The sequence below is a fragment of the Streptomyces sp. NPDC004667 genome (assembly GCF_040609475.1).
Classification (GTDB): domain Bacteria; phylum Actinomycetota; class Actinomycetes; order Streptomycetales; family Streptomycetaceae; genus Streptomyces.
In genome coordinates, this window is sequence record NZ_JBEXKC010000126.1 from 1 (window position 1) to 15,100 (window position 15,100).

Annotated in this window: 19 protein-coding genes and 1 pseudogene; 9 read left to right on the forward strand and 11 right to left on the reverse strand. The window is 74.0% G+C overall.

Going from position 1 to position 15,100, the window contains the following annotated elements:
* Window positions 1–28: 28 nt before the first annotated feature.
* On the reverse strand, window positions 29–895 hold the full coding sequence (locus tag ABZW32_RS36300; RefSeq protein WP_356224633.1) for a hypothetical protein: 867 nt from the start codon (window positions 893–895) through the stop codon (window positions 29–31).
* Window positions 892–1,236: a PadR family transcriptional regulator gene (locus ABZW32_RS36305; protein WP_356224635.1), complete on the reverse strand. Its 345-nt coding sequence runs from the start codon at window positions 1,234–1,236 to the stop codon at window positions 892–894. Before ABZW32_RS36305 ends, ABZW32_RS36300 begins: the two co-directional genes overlap by 4 nt.
* 113 nt (window positions 1,237–1,349) lie before the next feature.
* On the opposite strand from ABZW32_RS36305, the gene ABZW32_RS36310 reads away from it, so the two are divergent.
* Window positions 1,350–1,823, forward strand: coding sequence for a nuclear transport factor 2 family protein (locus ABZW32_RS36310; protein WP_356224637.1), 474 nt, complete (start codon window positions 1,350–1,352; stop codon window positions 1,821–1,823).
* A gap of 27 nt (window positions 1,824–1,850) precedes the next feature.
* On the opposite strand, the gene ABZW32_RS36315 is transcribed toward ABZW32_RS36310, so the two are convergent.
* A complete protein-coding gene (locus tag ABZW32_RS36315) occupies window positions 1,851–2,387 on the reverse strand; it encodes a MarR family winged helix-turn-helix transcriptional regulator (RefSeq protein WP_356224639.1) in 537 nt (178 codons plus the stop codon).
* 189 nt (window positions 2,388–2,576) lie between these two features.
* Between ABZW32_RS36315 and ABZW32_RS36320 the strand changes: the two genes are divergently transcribed.
* The gene (locus ABZW32_RS36320; RefSeq protein ID WP_356224641.1) at window positions 2,577–3,641 is read left to right on the forward strand and encodes an alkene reductase; all 1,065 of its coding nucleotides are present in this window, start codon (window positions 2,577–2,579) and stop codon (window positions 3,639–3,641) included.
* Between the two features lie 3 nt (window positions 3,642–3,644).
* Here the strand turns inward: ABZW32_RS36320 and ABZW32_RS36325 are convergent, their stop codons facing one another.
* Window positions 3,645–5,111, reverse strand: coding sequence for an MFS transporter (locus tag ABZW32_RS36325; RefSeq protein WP_356224643.1), 1,467 nt, complete (start codon window positions 5,109–5,111; stop codon window positions 3,645–3,647).
* Window positions 5,112–5,253: 142 nt separating this feature from the next.
* Between ABZW32_RS36325 and ABZW32_RS36330 the strand changes: the two genes are divergently transcribed.
* Window positions 5,254–5,871 (forward strand): helix-turn-helix domain-containing protein, encoded by a 618-nt coding sequence (locus ABZW32_RS36330; protein WP_356224645.1) that lies wholly within the window; start codon window positions 5,254–5,256, stop codon window positions 5,869–5,871.
* A 153-nt stretch (window positions 5,872–6,024) separates the two neighbouring features.
* Here the strand turns inward: ABZW32_RS36330 and ABZW32_RS36335 are convergent, their stop codons facing one another.
* The 4 genes from ABZW32_RS36335 to ABZW32_RS36350 form a co-directional block, all read right to left on the reverse strand.
* Complete coding sequence (locus ABZW32_RS36335; RefSeq protein WP_356224667.1) at window positions 6,025–7,170, reverse strand: DUF6596 domain-containing protein; 1,146 nt, start codon at window positions 7,168–7,170, stop codon at window positions 6,025–6,027.
* An 8-nt stretch (window positions 7,171–7,178) separates the two neighbouring features.
* Window positions 7,179–7,586 carry a YciI family protein gene (locus tag ABZW32_RS36340; protein WP_356224647.1) on the reverse strand — a complete coding sequence of 136 codons (408 nt, stop codon included), beginning with the start codon at window positions 7,584–7,586 and terminating at the stop codon, window positions 7,179–7,181.
* A 205-nt stretch (window positions 7,587–7,791) separates the two neighbouring features.
* Entirely contained in the window at window positions 7,792–8,175 is a 384-nt protein-coding gene (locus tag ABZW32_RS36345) for a MerR family transcriptional regulator (RefSeq protein ID WP_356224649.1), read from the reverse strand.
* A gap of 67 nt (window positions 8,176–8,242) precedes the next feature.
* The gene (locus ABZW32_RS36350; RefSeq protein ID WP_356224651.1) at window positions 8,243–8,779 is read right to left on the reverse strand and encodes an XRE family transcriptional regulator; all 537 of its coding nucleotides are present in this window, start codon (window positions 8,777–8,779) and stop codon (window positions 8,243–8,245) included.
* 127 nt (window positions 8,780–8,906) lie between these two features.
* Here ABZW32_RS36350 and ABZW32_RS36355 point away from each other — a divergent pair, with 127 nt between their 5' ends.
* The 4 genes from ABZW32_RS36355 (at window position 8,907) to ABZW32_RS36370 (ending at window position 13,000) form a co-directional block, all read left to right on the forward strand.
* Complete coding sequence (locus ABZW32_RS36355; protein ID WP_356224653.1) at window positions 8,907–9,434, forward strand: YbaK/EbsC family protein; 528 nt, start codon at window positions 8,907–8,909, stop codon at window positions 9,432–9,434.
* 53 nt (window positions 9,435–9,487) lie between these two features.
* Window positions 9,488–10,702, forward strand: coding sequence for a serine hydrolase domain-containing protein (locus ABZW32_RS36360; protein WP_356224655.1), 1,215 nt, complete (start codon window positions 9,488–9,490; stop codon window positions 10,700–10,702).
* Window positions 10,703–11,019: 317 nt separating this feature from the next.
* Window positions 11,020–12,633: an alpha/beta fold hydrolase gene (locus tag ABZW32_RS36365; RefSeq protein ID WP_356224657.1), complete on the forward strand. Its 1,614-nt coding sequence runs from the start codon at window positions 11,020–11,022 to the stop codon at window positions 12,631–12,633.
* Between the two features lie 211 nt (window positions 12,634–12,844).
* A complete protein-coding gene (locus tag ABZW32_RS36370) occupies window positions 12,845–13,000 on the forward strand; it encodes a hypothetical protein (RefSeq protein WP_356224659.1) in 156 nt (51 codons plus the stop codon).
* Window positions 13,001–13,093: 93 nt separating this feature from the next.
* Here the strand turns inward: ABZW32_RS36370 and ABZW32_RS36375 are convergent, their stop codons facing one another.
* Complete coding sequence (locus tag ABZW32_RS36375; RefSeq protein WP_356224661.1) at window positions 13,094–13,366, reverse strand: hypothetical protein; 273 nt, start codon at window positions 13,364–13,366, stop codon at window positions 13,094–13,096.
* Window positions 13,367–13,694: 328 nt separating this feature from the next.
* Between ABZW32_RS36375 and ABZW32_RS36380 the strand changes: the two genes are divergently transcribed.
* On the forward strand, window positions 13,695–13,907 hold the full coding sequence (locus ABZW32_RS36380; protein ID WP_266847178.1) for a hypothetical protein: 213 nt from the start codon (window positions 13,695–13,697) through the stop codon (window positions 13,905–13,907).
* A 47-nt stretch (window positions 13,908–13,954) separates the two neighbouring features.
* Here the strand turns inward: ABZW32_RS36380 and ABZW32_RS36385 are convergent, their stop codons facing one another.
* A complete protein-coding gene (locus tag ABZW32_RS36385; RefSeq protein WP_356224663.1) occupies window positions 13,955–14,446 on the reverse strand; it encodes a hypothetical protein in 492 nt (163 codons plus the stop codon).
* A gap of 155 nt (window positions 14,447–14,601) precedes the next feature.
* On the opposite strand from ABZW32_RS36385, the gene ABZW32_RS36390 reads away from it, so the two are divergent.
* A complete protein-coding gene (locus ABZW32_RS36390; protein WP_356224665.1) occupies window positions 14,602–15,021 on the forward strand; it encodes a DUF2809 domain-containing protein in 420 nt (139 codons plus the stop codon).
* Here the strand turns inward: ABZW32_RS36390 and ABZW32_RS36395 are convergent.
* A pseudogene (locus ABZW32_RS36395) lies at window positions 14,996–15,100 on the reverse strand (hydrogenase accessory protein HypB); the annotation flags it as partial. The gene ABZW32_RS36390 and the pseudogene ABZW32_RS36395 sit on opposite strands and share 26 nt — an antisense overlap.

A 15,100-nucleotide genomic window follows, 5' to 3' on the forward strand; every position in this document is an offset into this window, starting at 1 on the left:
CGGGGCCCGCGCGGCGGCGTCTGCGGCCTCACACCGACGGCAGCGATCCGCTCCGGCGGCGACGGACCCCCACCACCGTGGCCGCGGCCACCAACAGCCCTGCCCCAAGCAGCATCGCCGGGGCTCCCAGCGTCCCCGTGAGGGTGACGAGCGCGACCACGGGCAGACCCGCGACGAGCACCGCGGACGCCGTGCGCAGCCGGGCGAACGCCGGGCGGCCGGCCAGCAGCAGCCCGCCCGTCACCGGTGCGACGGCGAACAGCGCGCCGAGCGGGGACGGCAGTGTGCTCACCGCGGGCACGACGGTCAGCGCCACCGCCCCCGCCGACACGGCGGCCGTCCCGGTCGCGGTACGAAGACGCGGGGCCGGCCGCAGGTCGGGCGGACAGAGCACCGCCGCCAGCGCCGCCAGCAGGGGCAGCCCGCCGACCACCACCGCGAATCCGAGGCCGAAGCCCGGCCGGAACGCCATGGCGGCGAATGCGGCGACCATGCCCGCCAGGACGGTCCAGGCCCCCGCCGCCCAGCGGCCGGTCAGGGCCGCCACGGCGCCCAGGAGCGTCACGAAGCCCGACACGCAGACCAGGAGCACGGGGCCCGCCTCGCCGATCCCGGGAACCGCGCGCAGGGACGACAGCGTCAGCCTGGACCAGAACATCGCGTCCAGGCCGGCCACGACGACGGCGAACGGCGCCACGGCCGCCAGCAGCCGCCCGGCGCGGCCCGCCGAGGACAGTCCGAGCCGCATGCGCAGCGCGTGCCCGACGATGTCAAGGGCCTCGCGCGTCCGCGCCCGCCGGTCCGCGCCGTCGGTGGCCCGGCCGTAGGCGTCGGCGATCTCGTCGCCGAACTCCCTGCGGTAGGCGGCGGGGTAGAGCTTCAGCAGGACGGTCATGCGGTCACCGCCCGACCCAGTCCGCCCAGCCCCAGACGGCGGTTCGCCTCCTGGGCGGTGTGCGCCAGCCGGGCCGCCTCGGCAGCCAGGACCTCACGCCCCCGTGGCGCCAGCGCGTAACTGCGCCTCCTGCGCCCGTCGACCACCTCCTCGTCGTGGACGGCGATCAGCTGCTGTTCCAGGAGGCGCTCAAGGGCCCCGTACAGCGTTCCGGTGCGCATCTTCGTGCGGCCTTCAGAGATCTGCTCCACCTCACGGGCGATCGCGTATCCGTGACGCGGGGCGTCGGCGATGGCGGTGAGGATGAGCAGGGTCGGCTCTCGCAGAGGTTGATCATTCACGATGATCACCATAGCTCGGCAACCGGCATATGTCGATGACCGACCTATACCCTCGGATGGACCCGGATGGAGAGCCTTGACCTCAAGTGCGCTTGAGGGAGGAGTCTTCGGTCATGGACACCAACGAGATGCAGCGGCAACTGCGGGCCCTGACCGACCGCGCCGAGATCACCGACCTGATGGACCGTTACCTCCGCTCACTGGACGACGGGGTCTTCGACGAGGAGTGGGCCCGCGCGTTCCACACCGAAGACGTCACCGCCGAGATGCCCATCGGCACCGTCCGCGGCCGCGACGCCCTCATGACCCACGTCCGGCGCGCAATGGCCCTCTTCGACCGAACCGTGCACCTGGGCACCAACACCACCATCGAGATCGATGGCACCCGGGCCACCGCCCGTGGCGCCCAACTGAGCACCCACGTCCTGGCCGACGGGTCGGGCAACGTCTTCATCTCCGCCGGCCACACCGAGACCAGCCTGGTCAGGACGACCGACGGCTGGCGGATCTCCGCCTCGGCACTGCGGGTGGTGTGGACCCAGGGTCCTCCCCCGGTGATGCCGGACGACTTCACCGTCGCCGCATGACCGGCCGAACGGTTCCCGGTCACGGCACTAGGCCGTCTCCCCGGACGCGGCGCCGCACCCCGCGCCGCCTCCGTGGGTGAGTTCCGCCCACAACGCGGTCTCGACCTTGCCCAGGAGGCGGGCCAGTTCGCCGCGCTCGACGGCGTCCAGGCCCTCCAGGGTCTGACGCTCCAGCTCGCCCCAGGCCCTGCGGACCTCGACCAGCAGGCAGCAACTGGCCTCCGTCGCCTCCACCAGGGAGGCCCGCCGGTCGGACGGGTCGGGGCGGCGGCGTACGTGGCCGGCGTGCTCCAGGCGCTGGAGCATCTTGGTCACCGTGGAGGGATCGAGGCCCACCGCCTTGATCAGCTCGGACTGGCGCACCGCACCGCTGTCCCACAGGTGCATCATCAGGAACTCCTGCCCGGGATGGAGTCCCAGTTCGCGCAGGACCCGGCCCGCGGCGATCCGGTGCAGCCGGGAGACCCGGCTGATCGCGTGACTCACCGGCCCGTCCAGCACGGCACTGGGCGCCGCCGCGCACCCCGGCGCGGTGCGCGGCTCCTGAACGGGTTCCGCAGTCATCGGGGCGCTCCTCCTGGAGGGGTGTGTCGGATCCGGTCGCCGGTCGTCGCCCCCGAGGGCGGCGACCTGCCGTCGTCATGCGAATCCTACCCGCCGGGGCAATTTGATTGGTCGGCCAAGCAATGGGGTACGCTGCATCCACAGCCAATCATTGGCCGACCAATTATCTTCTATCTTTGTGAGGCGAAGATGACCAGCGCGTTCGAACCGGTCCGCATTCCCGGCGTCACCCTTCCCAACCGGATCGCCCTGGCCCCCATGACGCGCAGCCGCGCGGGCGAGGGCGGCGTCGCGACGGCCCTCGTCACCGAGTACTACACCCAGCGCGCCTCCGCCGGCCTGCTCATCAGCGAGGGCATCCAGCCTTCCGCCGTCGGACAGGGCTACCCCTTCACCCCGGGGCTGCACAGCGCCGAGCAGGTGGCGTCCTGGCGCGAGGTCACCGACTCCGTACACGCGGCCGGTGGCCGGATCTTCGCCCAGCTGATGCACTCCGGCCGGATCGGCCACCCGTCACTGCTGCCCGACGGCCTCGTCCCCGTGGCCCCGTCCGCGGTGGCCCCCCGGGGGCAGCTGTTCACCGGCGACGGCATGAAGGACTTCGTCACCCCGCACGAGCTGACCGGGACCGAGGTACGGGAAACCGTCGCCGCCTACGCCCTGGCGGCCCGCAACGCGGTGGAGGCCGGCTTCGACGGGGTGGAGCTGCACGGGGCCAACGGATACCTGATCCACCAGTTCCTCGCCCCCGGCTCGAACCTGCGCGCCGACGAGTGGGGCGGCCCGGTGGAGAACCGGATCCGCTTCGCGGTGGAGGTGGTCCGGGCGGTGGCCGCCGCGATCGGCGCCGAGCGCACCGCCCTGCGCGTGTCGCCCGGGAACACGTACAACGACATCTCCGAGCCGGACCCGCAGCCGACGTACGAGGCGCTGGTCAAGGAGCTCGATGGGCTCGGCCTCGCCTACCTCCACGTGCTGGAGCACGGCCCCGAAGCCCGGGAAACCACCCTCGCGCTGCGCAAGCAGTTCTCCGGACCGCTCGTGCTGAACCCGGCGACCGAGGGACCCACCGACCACCGCGCCCTCACCCTGATCGAGGACGGCACCGCCGACCTGCTCGCCTTCGGCGCCCTCTTCCTCGCCAATCCCGACCTGCCCGAGCGCCTGCGCACCGAAGGCCCGTACAACGCCCCGGACCCGTCCACGTTCTTCGGGGGCGACGCCCGCGGCTACACGGACTACCCGGCCCGCTGACCGTCAGGCGCCCGCCGGAGCGGCCGCTCCGGCGGTCTCCGCCGTCGGCCCCTCCGCGCCCCCGGGGGTGGGTGGTTCCACCCGGGGGGCGGGGATGAGGGCGGCGACGGCCGCGGAGACCAGCGCGAGGGCGCCGCCCAGCAGCAGCCCGGTACGGAAGCCGGCCTCGGAGGTGAAGGTGAACCCCCCGGCCGTGGTGGTCATCCGGGCCAGGACCACGCCGACGACGGCGGCGCCGGTCGAGGTGCCCAGGGAGCGCATCAGCGTGTTGAAGCCGTTGGCGGCACCGGTCTCCGCGAGCGGCACCGCGCCCATGATCAGGGCCGGCATGGCTCCGTACGCGAGGGCCACCCCGCTGTTGATCACCATGGCGGCGACCATGAGGCCCGGCGCCGTGCCCGCCAGCAGGAGGGCCACCCCGTATCCGGCGGCGAGTACGACCGCGCCGCAGACGAGCGTGACCTTGGGGCCGCGGGCGTTGGTGAGCCGGCCCCCGAGCGGGGACACGACCATCATCATCAGCCCGCCGGGCAGCATCCACAGGCCTGCGGCCAGCATCGACTGGCCCAGGCCGTAGCCGGTGGCCTCGGGGTACTGGAGCAGCTGCGGGACGACCAGCATGCTCGCGTACATGCCGAAGCCGATGAAGACCGAGGCCAGGTTCGTCAGCAGGACGCGCGGGCGGACGGTGGTGCGCAGGTCCACCAGCGGGTCGGTGGTGCGCCACTCGAACCACCCCCAGGCGGCCAGGACCGCGGCGGCACCGGCGAACAGCGCGACGGTGGTGGCCGAGCCCCAGCCCCAGTCGGCCCCCTTGGAGACGGCGAGCAGCAGGCACACAAGGCCCACGGCCAGGCCCAGCGCGCCGACGAAGTCGAAGCGCTGCCCCTTGGCGCCCGCGGGGACGTCGGGCACGAAGGCCAGGATCATGCCGGCGACGGCGGTGGCGAGCGCCGCCGCGCCCCAGAACAGGAAGCGCCAGTCGGCGTACTGCGCGACCGCCGCGGAGAGCGGGAGGCCGATGCCGCCGCCGATGCCCATCGAGGCGCTGACCAGGGCGATGGAGGAGCTGAGCTTCTCGGCGGGCACGACGTCGCGGAGCAGGGCTATGCCCAGGGGGATCATGCCCATGCCGATGCCCTGCAGGCCGCGCCCGACGATCATCGGGACGACGCCGCCGGACAGCGCGCACACCACCGATCCGATGATCAGCGGCACCGCGCAGGCGAGGAGCATGCCGCGCTTGCCGACCATGTCCCCGAGGCGTCCGCTGATGGGTACGCACACGCCGGCGACCAGGAGGGTGGCGGTGACGACCCACGCGGAGTTGGAGGAGGAGGTGTGCAGGAGCGTCGGCAGGTCGGCGAGGAGCGGAGTGACCAGGGTCTGCATGACGGCCGCCGTGACACCCGCAAGTGCGAGCGTGGCGATCACTTTGCCGGTGTGCGGAGCCGCGGGCGGCTGAGGCATGACGGGATCCCTAAGGGCGCGGTTCGGGGGTGCGGGAATGCAAGGGTGCGGGCACGCTCTATTCAGTAGTCAACTATCACTTCAGGACTCGCGGGGTGTCAACTCGAACTGGCGGTCGGCCCTCCGTTGTTAGGCTTGGGCCGTGCCCATCGATACCCCCCGGCCCCTACGCGCCGACGCCGCGCGCAACGTCGAGAAGATCGTCCGGGCGGCCCGCGACGTGTACGCCGAGCAAGGACCCGAAGCGCCGCTCGACGAGATCGCCCGGCGGGCGGGCGTGGGCATCGCGACCCTGTTCCGCCGGTTCCCGGACAAGGCGGCCCTCCTGCGGGCGGTGCTGGACCAGCAGTTCACCCAGGACGTCCTCCCGGTCATCGACCGCGCCCTCGGCGACGAGGACGCGCGCCGCGGGCTCGCCACCGTGATCGAGGTCGCCCTCACCTCGGCGGCCGACGAGCACCACGTACTCACCGCCGCGCGGAACGCCGGGATCTTCACCGCCGAGACGAGCGCCCGCTTCTTCGACGCGCTCGACCCGTTGGTGGTCCGGGGCCAGCGGGACGGGGTGATCCGGGCGGACCTCGTGCCCGACGACCTCAAGCGGGTCATGGGCATGCTCGTCAGCGTGCTGTGGACCATGGATCCGGCCGAGGGCGGCTGGCGGCGCTACGTGACCCTGGTCCTGGACGGTCTGACCCCCGCGGCGGCCAGCCCCCTGCCGAACCCCGCTCCCCCGCTGCTGCGCAGGCAGCAGGCCTGAGCCCGCCGGACTCGGCCCCCGCGGCCGCGGGGCCTACGCTGGAATCGACGGCCGACTCGGCGAGCGGCCCCCGGCCGTCACCCGTGGGCACCTGCCCCTCCCCCTCCGCGCAGGTGCCCACACCCCTGCGACCCGGCGGGGACCGTCAGGGCGTCACCGGTTCCGGTGGGCGTTGAGCCGGGCCGCCTGGCGGGTCAGGTGGTCGCGTTCGGCGACGTTGGACGCCTTGCGGGCCGCCTCCGCGTACAGGCGTGCGGCCGTCGCCGGGTCGCCGTCGCGTTCGTGGAGGTAGGCCGCCACGGCGGTGTGCCTGGGCAGGGAGTCGTCCAGTGCGGCCAGGGCCGTCAGCCCGGCGCGCGGGCCGTCGGCCTCACCGACGGCCACCGCGCGGTTGAGCCGGACGACCGGGCTGTCGGTCAGCCGGCCGAGCTCGTCGTACCACTCGACGATCTGGACCCAGTCGGTTTCCGCGGCGGTCGGCGCGTCGGCGTGGAGTGCCGCGATCGCGGCCTGGGCCTGGTACTCGCCCAGCCGGTCGCGGGCGAGGGCCGCCTGCAGGATCCCGACGCCCTCGGCGATCGCCCGCGTGTCCCACCGGCCCCGGTCCTGCGCGGCGAGCGGGACCAGGCTGCCGTCGGGCGCGGTCCGGGCGGCGCGCCGGGCGTGGTGGAGCAGCATCAGGGCGAGCAGTCCCGCCACCTCGGGGTGGTCGATCGCGGCCGCGAGCCGCCGGGTGAGGCGGATGGCCTCGGCGGCGAGGTCGAGGTCGCCGGAGTAGCCCTCGTTGAAGACCAGGTAGAGCACGCGCAGCACGGTGGAGACGTCGCCGGGCCGGTCCAGCCGCACGCCGGAGACGGTGCGCTTGGCCCGGCTGATGCGCTGCGCCATGGTCGCCTCGGGCACCAGGTAGGCCCGGGCGATCTGGCGGGTGGTGAGCCCGCCGACGGCGCGCAGTGTGAGCGCGACCGCCGACGACGGGGTCAGCGCGGGGTGGGCGCAGAGGAAGTAGAGCCAGAGGGTGTCGTCCCCTTCGGGTGCGGGACCGGGCGCCGGCTCCCGGTCGACGCGGTCCTCGCGCCGCCGGCGTGTGGTGTCGGCCCTGGCCGCGTCGAGGAAGCGGCGCCAGGCCACGGTGACCAGCCAGCCCTTCGGGTCGCGCGGCGGGTCGGCCGGCCAGACGCGCACCGCCTCGACCAGGGCGTCCTGCACGGCGTCCTCGGCCGCCGCGAAGTCGGCTCCGCGGCGGACGAGGATGGCGAGGACACCGGGCATGAGGCTCCGGAGCCGGGCCTCGTCCATGGCAGGGGTCACTCCGTGACGGTGGGGTGGGCGCCCAGGAAGGGGCGCAGTTCGAGCCACTCGTGGATCGGCTTCCCGCCCGCCCCGGGAGCGGCCGAGAGCTCCCCGGCCAGCTCGACGGCGCGTTCGTAGCTGTCGACGTCGATGACCATCCAGCCGGCGATGAGGTCCTTGGTCTCGGCGAAGGGGCCGTCGGTGACGGGCGGACGGCCTTCGCCGTCGTAGCGGACGAAGGTGCCCTCGGGGGCGAGCGCCTGGCCGTCGACGAACTCGCCCGTCGCTTCGAGCCGGGCCGCGAAGTCGTTCATGTACTGCACGTGGTCCGAGATCTCCTGCGGCGTCCACTGGTCCATGGGGACGTCGTTGACCGGGGTCGGGGCGCCGCGGTAGTGCTTGAGCAGCAGGTACTTGGCCATGATGGCTCTCCTCGGTGCGGTGCGGGTGCGACCCATTGTGGTCGCGTTCACCCCGGGGACGGAGCGGGGCACGGCTTCTCGACATCGCGAGCCGGATTTCTTCGCCCCCCTTGCCCGGGCGTCCGGGTCGGACCGGCTGCGCGGGGCAACGGCCGGAAAGCCGCCCGCCGTGCGGCGCGCCGACGAGGTGGCCGCGCCGCCTCCGCTACGCGCGGCCCCCGCCCGCAGTCGCGTCGCGCGAGGCGGTGTCGATCACTTCGTCCAGGACGTCGCGCGAGCGGACCAGGTCGGCGATGAGGCTGTCGATCCGGTCGCGTTCCGAGGTGAGCTCGTCGACCAGCTGCGGGGTGGCGACCTCGCTCGGGCGGCCGTCCGCGTCCCGCATGCAGGGCAGCAGCTGTGCGATCTTCCTGCTGTTCAGGCCGGCGGCGTAGAGGGTCTGGATGCGTACGACGCGGTCGACCGCCCACTCGCCGTAGTCCCGGTGGCCGCCCGGGGTGCGCTCCGCGCGCAGCAGTTCCTGCGTCTCGTAGTAGCGCAGGGAGCGCTCGCTCACCCCGCTGCGCCGTGCCAGCTCACCGATCCGCATCGTCCACCCCGAACGTCGTGACCCAACCGCCCGTCGACGCCCACTTCTACCACGTCGCCACGGACCGCTACGAGATGGCCGGGCGGGGGTAGCGGACCACCAGGAGCGCGTCGACGTCCTCCTCCTCCGCGGCGCGGTACAGGTGCGGTACGTCGGCCGCCCAGGCGGCGTGTTCGCCCGGCCCGACCCGCCGGGGCGGCCCCGCGAGCTCGCCCACGTGGGCCGTCCCTCCCAGGACGACGATGTGCTCCGTCGCCCCGGCCGTGTGCCCGGTGGACTCCTGGAACGATCCGGCGCGAATGCGGATCCGGTAGGTCTCCGTGACCGCCTCGGCATCCTCGAACCGCTCGGTGAGGACCGCGTTCACCGCCGCTCCCGACAGCCGCGCGGGCAGTCCCGTCGTGTGCAGCGCCGTGCTGAGGGGGAGTTCCAGAGCGGTCGTGAGCGCGTAGAGCGTCTCCAGGGTGGGGTTGCGGCGTCCGCCCTCCAGCTCCGAGAGCGTGCCCTTGCCGACGCCGGACCTGCGGGCCAGCTCCGACAGCGACATCCCGCGCTCCGTCCGCAGGGCCCGCACCCGGGCGCCCACCTCGGCAGCCAGGTCCACGCGACGCCTCCTCTTCCCCGAGCCTCCCCCGAGCCCCGCTCAATCCGCTTGCTCCGCTTCCGCGCCGCACCCTATCGTTCCACATACAGAACGTTCTGTACGTGGAACGCCATGCGAAGGAGCGCCCGTGGAGCCCGAGCACGCCACCCCCACCCCGCCGTCCGCCCTGCCCGCCCGGTCCGCCGAGGTGGCCCGCGCCCTCGCGGCGGCCGGCGTCCCCGGAGAGGTGCGCCGGCTCGACCGCTCGGCCCGCACGGCCGCCGAGGCCGCCGAGGCCCTGCGGTGCGACATCGGGGCCATCGCCAACAGCCTGGTGTTCCTCTCGGGGGACGAACCCGTCCTCGTCCTCACCAGTGGGCGGCACAGGGTCGACACCACCGCCCTCGCCGCCCGGTGGGGTCGCCCCGAACTCCGCCGCGCCACCCCCGAGCAGGTCCGCGAGGCCACCGGGCAGGCCATCGGCGGTGTCGCCCCCGTCGGACACCCCCGGCCCCTGCCCACCGTCGTCGACGAGGCGCTCACCGGCCACGCCCGGATCTGGGCGGCCGCGGGCACCCCGCACACGGTGTTCCCCACCACCGCCGAGGAGTTGCTGCGGCTCACCGGCGGCCGCCTGCTCCCGGTCGGCCCGCCGTCGGTCCCGGAGCCCGCCTGACCGGGGCCGGCGCGCACCGCGCGCCGCCCGACGGGTCCGCCGATACTGGGTGGATGAGGCGGACCCGTACGGTGCTGCTGTGCATCGCAGGCCTGCTGGGAACGGTCCTGCCGGCCGGGGTCGCCACGGCACCGGCGTCGGCCGCGCCCGTCCCGGCCGGGGCCTGCGCCGCGTCGCCCGAACCGGCCGGGGGCGACGCGCGGACGGTACTTGCCATAGCCCGGCGGTCCCAGCGGGAGCTCGGGCTGAACTCGGTGGTGCTGCGGGTCTCCTCGGGCGGCCGGGAGGTGCTCACCACCGCTCTCGGCGCATCGATGACGGGCGTCCCGGCCGAGCCGTCGATGCGCTTCCGTACGGGGTCCGTGGCGATCGTGTACATGGGCATCGTCCTCCTCCAGCTCGTCGACGAGGGCAAGGCCTCGCTCGACGACCCGGTGTCCCGCTGGCTGCCGGACGTACCGCACGGCTCGGAGATCACCCTGCGGATGCTCGGCAGCTCCACCTCCGGGCTGCACGACTACGTGACCGACCCCGCCTTCGTCGCGGAGCTCAAGGCCGAACCGTTCCGCCAGTGGACGCCGGCCGAGGTCATCGCGATCGCGACGAAGCAGCCCCTCCTCTACCGGCCGGGGACCAACTGGAACTACTCGCACGCCAATTTCGCGATCCTCGGCGCCGCGCTGGAGAAGATCGGCGGGCTGCCGCTGGACCGGCTGCTCACGCAGCGCGTGTTCCGGCCCCTCGGGCTGACCGCGACCGGCAACCAGTACACGCCGCAGATCCCGGAACCCGTCCTGCACGCCTTCACCTCCGAGCGCGGCACCTACGAGGAGTCCACCTTCTGGAACCCCTCGTGGACCACGGCCCGCGGCGCGGTCCTGGTGCAGGACATCTGCGACCTCGACCGGTCCGCGCGGGGCGTGGGGACCGGTGAGCTGCTGTCGGCGGGATCCTTCCGGACCCAACTCGATCCGGGGACCGTCGGCCTGGGCCACGCGACGCCGTCCTGCCCGGCCAGTGTCTGCCTGCTGACCAACACCGCCGCCCGGCACTTCGGCCTGGGGGTGATCGTCGTCGACGGCTGGATCCTGACGAACCCGTCGTTCTCCGGCTACGCGGCCATCCAGGCCTATCTGCCCGCCCGGAAACTCGCCATCTCCGTGTCCGTGACGAAGGGCCCCGAGAGCCCCGAAGGCAACTCGGCCCAGACCATCGCCGAACGCATTTCCGCGGCCCTGGCCCCCGGACGGGCCCTCTCGATGCCGTGACCGTCCGCACGGGCCTCGACGCCGACGCCCCACCAGGCGCTCCGTCGGCTCGTGTGCGCCCGTTCGAGGCAGCCGGTATCGTCCGGTATGTGCGATCCGCCCGATCCGCGGCCCGCGTCGCGGCGCCCGTACCGCGCGCGACCTGTCCCGCTCCACCGCCGTGAGCGTCCCCGGGACCGGTCACTTCGTCGTCCCCGGCCGTCGGCGCGCAGCGCGTGCCGGCCTCGTTCTCCGCCCGCCCCACCGCGGCCGGCACCGTGCGCGGCGACCTCGCACCGAAGCCGTTCACGAGCGCTCCGAAGTGACCGGGAGGCCTGATGGGACCCACCGAAGCGCCCCGCCGCCGCGCCGTACGGCGCCTGCGCGTCGTGCCGGCCGGGCTGGCGACCGGCATCCTCGTCACCGGCCTCGTGGCGGCTCCCGCCCACGGCGCCGTCGGCGGCGGCCCGAGTCCGGGCGCCGGTAAGGCGATCGGCACGACCCCGCGCACGGTCGGCGACGCCCACTACGAGCCGGGCCCCTGCCCCAAGACCCCGGAACCGGTCCCCGCCCTCAAGGGCGCCCGTTGCGGGACGCTCACCGTGCCCGAGAACCGTGCGGAGCCGGGCGGCCGTAAGATAAGCCTGGGTGTCGCCGTCGTGCCCGCGGCCACGGAGCGGCCGAAGCCGGACCCGGTGGTGTGGTTCGCCGGCGGCCCCGGCGACGACGCCGTCGGGGAGGCCCAGTTGGCGGTCGACGGCGGGCTCAACCGCGACCGCGACCTCATCCTGATGTCGCAGCGCGGCACGTACTCGGCCGACCCGGTGCTGACCTGCCCCGACATCGACGAGTTCGCCGCCCGCTCGGTCGGCCTGGTCTACGACGCCCCGTCCACGCGGCGCCTGCACGTCGACGCCACCCGCACCTGCCGCGAGCAACTGATCGGCCGCGGGGCCGAACTCAGCGCCTACGACAGCACCGAGAGCGCCGGCGACTACGCGGACCTGCGCCTCGCGCTGGGTCTTCCGCAGTGGAACGTGTTCGGCATCTCCTACGGCACCGACCTGGCCCTCATCTACCTGCGTGACCACCCCGAGGGGATCCGGTCCGTCGGCATCGACGGCGTCCTGCCGCCGTCCACCGCCGGATCCGCCCTGACCTGGAGCAGCGCCCGCCAGGGCTTCGACGGTCTGTTCCGGGCGTGCGCACAGCAGCCCGCGTGCGACCGTCGCTACCCGAACCTGTCGGCCACCTTCGACCACCTGGTCCGCCGGCTCGAAGCCCAGCCGGTCACCACCACCGTCAAGGTGGCGGGCCGTGCGCAGCCGGTGAAGGTCGTGCTGGACGGCGGGACGCTGGTCAACTGGATGACCAGCGCCACCCACGTGGCGGCCGGCGTACCCCGCTCCCTCGACGAGCTGGCCCACGGCAACCCGCGGCGGATCGCCGAGCAGTGGGCGGGCGCGAAGTTCAGCCCCCAGGCGATCGGGCGGGTCGCGCACGGGCTGGCGTACGGGGTGTTCTGCCGGGAGTGGGTGCCCTTCGAGAGCGAGGCCGACACCCTGCGGGCGGGACGGGCGGCGTTCCCCTCCTTCCCCCGCTCGGTCCTGGTCAACGCTCCCCAGCTCACCTTCCTCCACGCCGACTGCGACGCCTGGAAGGTTCCCGCGGCACCGCGCTCGGTCCGCGACGTGACGCGCAGCGCCATCCCCACCCTCGTGCTGTCGGGCGGGTTCGACGCCCAGACCGGGGCGCGCAGCGGGGAGTACGCCGCCCGCACGCTGAGCCGGGCCACGGTCGTCACCATCCCGTACGTCGCCCACGTGACCTTCGCGGCGTCCCCGTGCGCGCAGGAGATCGCCCTCTCGTTCCTCGACGACCCGACGGCCGCCAAGACCGGGTGCGTCAGCGGCGTCGAGCCGCCCACGTTCGACACGGGCCCGCGAACCTGACCGGCCCGACGTCCCCCTCCCGCGAACGCCGAAGCCCCACGGGGGATTTGGCCCCGTCCCGGCCGCGCGGCATGCTGATCCGCGGTACCGGGTCCGATCAGCGGACACGGCCGGGGCGGGGGGAGGAGTTGCGCCCGCGCTGGCCCGAGGCGCTGGTCTACGACCCGGAGATGGTCGGCTTCGTGCGGACGATCCCGAGCGGGAGCAGCGGGTGCGGGACTGGGCCAAGGGCAGGATCGAGGCGTGCGTGGGTGCGGCCGGTGCGCTGCCCGGTGGCACCGTGTTCCTGGACGGCCTGCTGTCCCCGGGGGAGTTGGCGGAGCGCGTACTGGCCCGGGCCCGGCCGGGCGGGGCCTGTGGGGTGTGACCGTCGTCGGGGTCGGCCTGCGACGGACCGGGCCGGTCTTGCGCATGCGTCAGGGGACCGCGGCGCGGTGGTCCGCTTCGGGAGGGGTGCCGCCTATTCGGGTGCGACCTTGCAGGCGCTCACGGCGGTGCCGTTCGTCACGCCGCCCGCGGTGAGGCCGCTGACGCACTGCGCGTTGTCGCCGGTCAACCCGACGTAACACGCCATCCGGACGGAGTCCGGGGCCTCGCCGCCGTGCAGCTCGCGCTCGACCTGGTTGATGCAGGCCGTGACGTCCGCGTGCGCGGCGGGGGCGAGGAAGGAGGCGCCGCCGAGGGCGAGGGTCAGGCCGGTGAGGACGCTTGCGATACGGGTGGACGTGCGCATGGGACGTACCTGCTCTCCGGGGTCATCGTGCGGCCCGGCGCACGGGAGTGCCGGATCCGCCGGGGAACGTCGCCGAGCACGCGGTCGGCACACGGCCGCCGGGCCCGGGCCCCGCACCGGACCGGCTCGGCAGGGTCTCCCTCCCCTCCTTCGACGCTAGAGCAGCCTCATGGCGCCCGCACCCGCTGGACCTTCGCACACCTGCCCGGCAGGCATTCGGGTGGTGGCGTGCCGTGTCGGGCGGCCGGGACCGGCCGGGTTCGCCATCCTGGGCCGGGCGCGGCACCGCGGTCGGCGCCGCCCCTCCCCCACCGAGAAGGAGTACGCCATGGCGAAGGACGCGGTCGGACGGTTCCTCGCGGCTCTGGACCCGCAGCACCGGGAGGCCGTCGCCGGCAGACCGCACGAGGAGCAGGAACGCCTCGCGGCGGCGTGGGAACAGGAGCTGGAGTCGGACGACGAGCTCGACACCCTCGACGAGCTGTCTCCGCCCGCGGCCGAGGCCGAGGCGGCCCGTCGCGTCATGGCCCGCGAGAGCTGACGCACCGTCGGGCCGGCGACCGGCCCGCCCGCCCCTGCGGCCACCGGTCACGGTTGTTCCGCCGGGCGGCCCTCCCCCGCCATGAAGCGCCAGACGAGGGCGTGGCCCAGGATGATCAGCGCGATCAGCATGAGGGCCTCGGCCTGGATGGGACGCAGCCCGATGTGGCCGGCGAGTTCGGGGAAGGCGCCGACGACGGCGATCAGCAGGTAGAGCAGGGCGGCACCGGCCTGCTGCCGGGTGACGAAGTGGTCGCCGCGGGCACCGGCGCGGGTGAGCAGCCTCAGGGTGCACACGCAGCCGACCACGGCGAGGGCGATGAAGGCCACCCGCCAGATGTGTGGTTGTTCCGTACCGCCGACCTGGGCGAAGAGTCCCATCAGGGCGGGCAGCAGGAAGGACAGGTAGACCCCTCCCACGATCCTGCGCAGGGCGGGTTCGCGCATCCATTCCGGGTGGTTCTGCACCACGTTCCACCACAGGCCGACCAGGGTGAAGCAGGTGGCGGAGAAGAGGGCGTAGAAGGTGCTGACATCCATGGGTGACGAGAGTGGCAGCGATGTCCGCCGGGGCGGGCGGTACACGCCCTGCGTACCGGACTCCACCCCCGGTACGGACTACACCGCCGTCCGGGATCCTCCTCGGCCCGCGGTGTGGAGGCGTCCGGTCGGCGGGCGTCCGGCAGGATGGCCGCATGGACCTCATCCCCGCGCCCCGCGCACACGCCCCGGCTCCGGCTCCGGTTCCGGCCGCCACCGTACGGACGCGCCTCGTGGCCGCCGGGGCCGCGGTGGTGACCGTCGGCGCGGGGCTGGGCCTGAGGGCCGTGGCGGCGGGGAGCGTGGCCAAGTACGGCGGGGACGCCCTCTACACCGTCCTGGTCCTCGCCCTGGTCGTCGTGGTGGCACCGCGGCTGACCCCCCTGCGGGCCGCGGGGACGGCACTGGCCATCAGCTGGGCGGTCGAGTTCCTGCAGCTCGGCCCCTGGCCGGCGGAGCTCGCCCAACGCAGCGCCGTCGCCCGCCTGGTACTCGGATCCACCTTCAACGCACCCGATCTGTTCTGGTACGCGGCCGGCGCGGCGGCGGGCTGCCTCGTGCACACAGCAGGTTGACGACCGCCGTTCCCCGTGAGGCGAGTTCGGTGCGCAGGGCGCGCGCCGCCCCGTCGTTCTTGGCGAGCACCGCCTGTTG

Excerpts from the sequence above, each read along its gene's own strand:
- ABZW32_RS36345 (WP_356224649.1), bottom strand. The coding sequence starts at position 8,175 with ATGCGGATCGGTGAGCTGGCACGGCGCAGCGGGGTGAGCGAGCGCTCC.
- ABZW32_RS36325 (WP_356224643.1), bottom strand. The coding sequence starts at position 5,111 with ATGCCTCAGCCGCCCGCGGCTCCGCACACCGGCAAAGTGATCGCCACG.
- ABZW32_RS36360 (WP_356224655.1), top strand. The coding sequence starts at position 9,488 with ATGAGGCGGACCCGTACGGTGCTGCTGTGCATCGCAGGCCTGCTGGGA.
- ABZW32_RS36375 (WP_356224661.1), bottom strand. The coding sequence starts at position 13,366 with ATGCGCACGTCCACCCGTATCGCAAGCGTCCTCACCGGCCTGACCCTC.
- ABZW32_RS36380 (WP_266847178.1), top strand. The coding sequence starts at position 13,695 with ATGGCGAAGGACGCGGTCGGACGGTTCCTCGCGGCTCTGGACCCGCAG.
- ABZW32_RS36310 (WP_356224637.1), top strand. The coding sequence starts at position 1,350 with ATGGACACCAACGAGATGCAGCGGCAACTGCGGGCCCTGACCGACCGC.
- ABZW32_RS36390 (WP_356224665.1), top strand. The coding sequence starts at position 14,602 with ATGGACCTCATCCCCGCGCCCCGCGCACACGCCCCGGCTCCGGCTCCG.
- ABZW32_RS36340 (WP_356224647.1), bottom strand. The coding sequence starts at position 7,586 with ATGGCCAAGTACCTGCTGCTCAAGCACTACCGCGGCGCCCCGACCCCG.
- ABZW32_RS36315 (WP_356224639.1), bottom strand. The coding sequence starts at position 2,387 with ATGACTGCGGAACCCGTTCAGGAGCCGCGCACCGCGCCGGGGTGCGCG.
- ABZW32_RS36320 (WP_356224641.1), top strand. The coding sequence starts at position 2,577 with ATGACCAGCGCGTTCGAACCGGTCCGCATTCCCGGCGTCACCCTTCCC.
- ABZW32_RS36300 (WP_356224633.1), bottom strand. The coding sequence starts at position 895 with ATGACCGTCCTGCTGAAGCTCTACCCCGCCGCCTACCGCAGGGAGTTC.
- ABZW32_RS36335 (WP_356224667.1), bottom strand. The coding sequence starts at position 7,170 with ATGGACGAGGCCCGGCTCCGGAGCCTCATGCCCGGTGTCCTCGCCATC.
- ABZW32_RS36385 (WP_356224663.1), bottom strand. The coding sequence starts at position 14,446 with ATGGATGTCAGCACCTTCTACGCCCTCTTCTCCGCCACCTGCTTCACC.
- ABZW32_RS36365 (WP_356224657.1), top strand. The coding sequence starts at position 11,020 with ATGGGACCCACCGAAGCGCCCCGCCGCCGCGCCGTACGGCGCCTGCGC.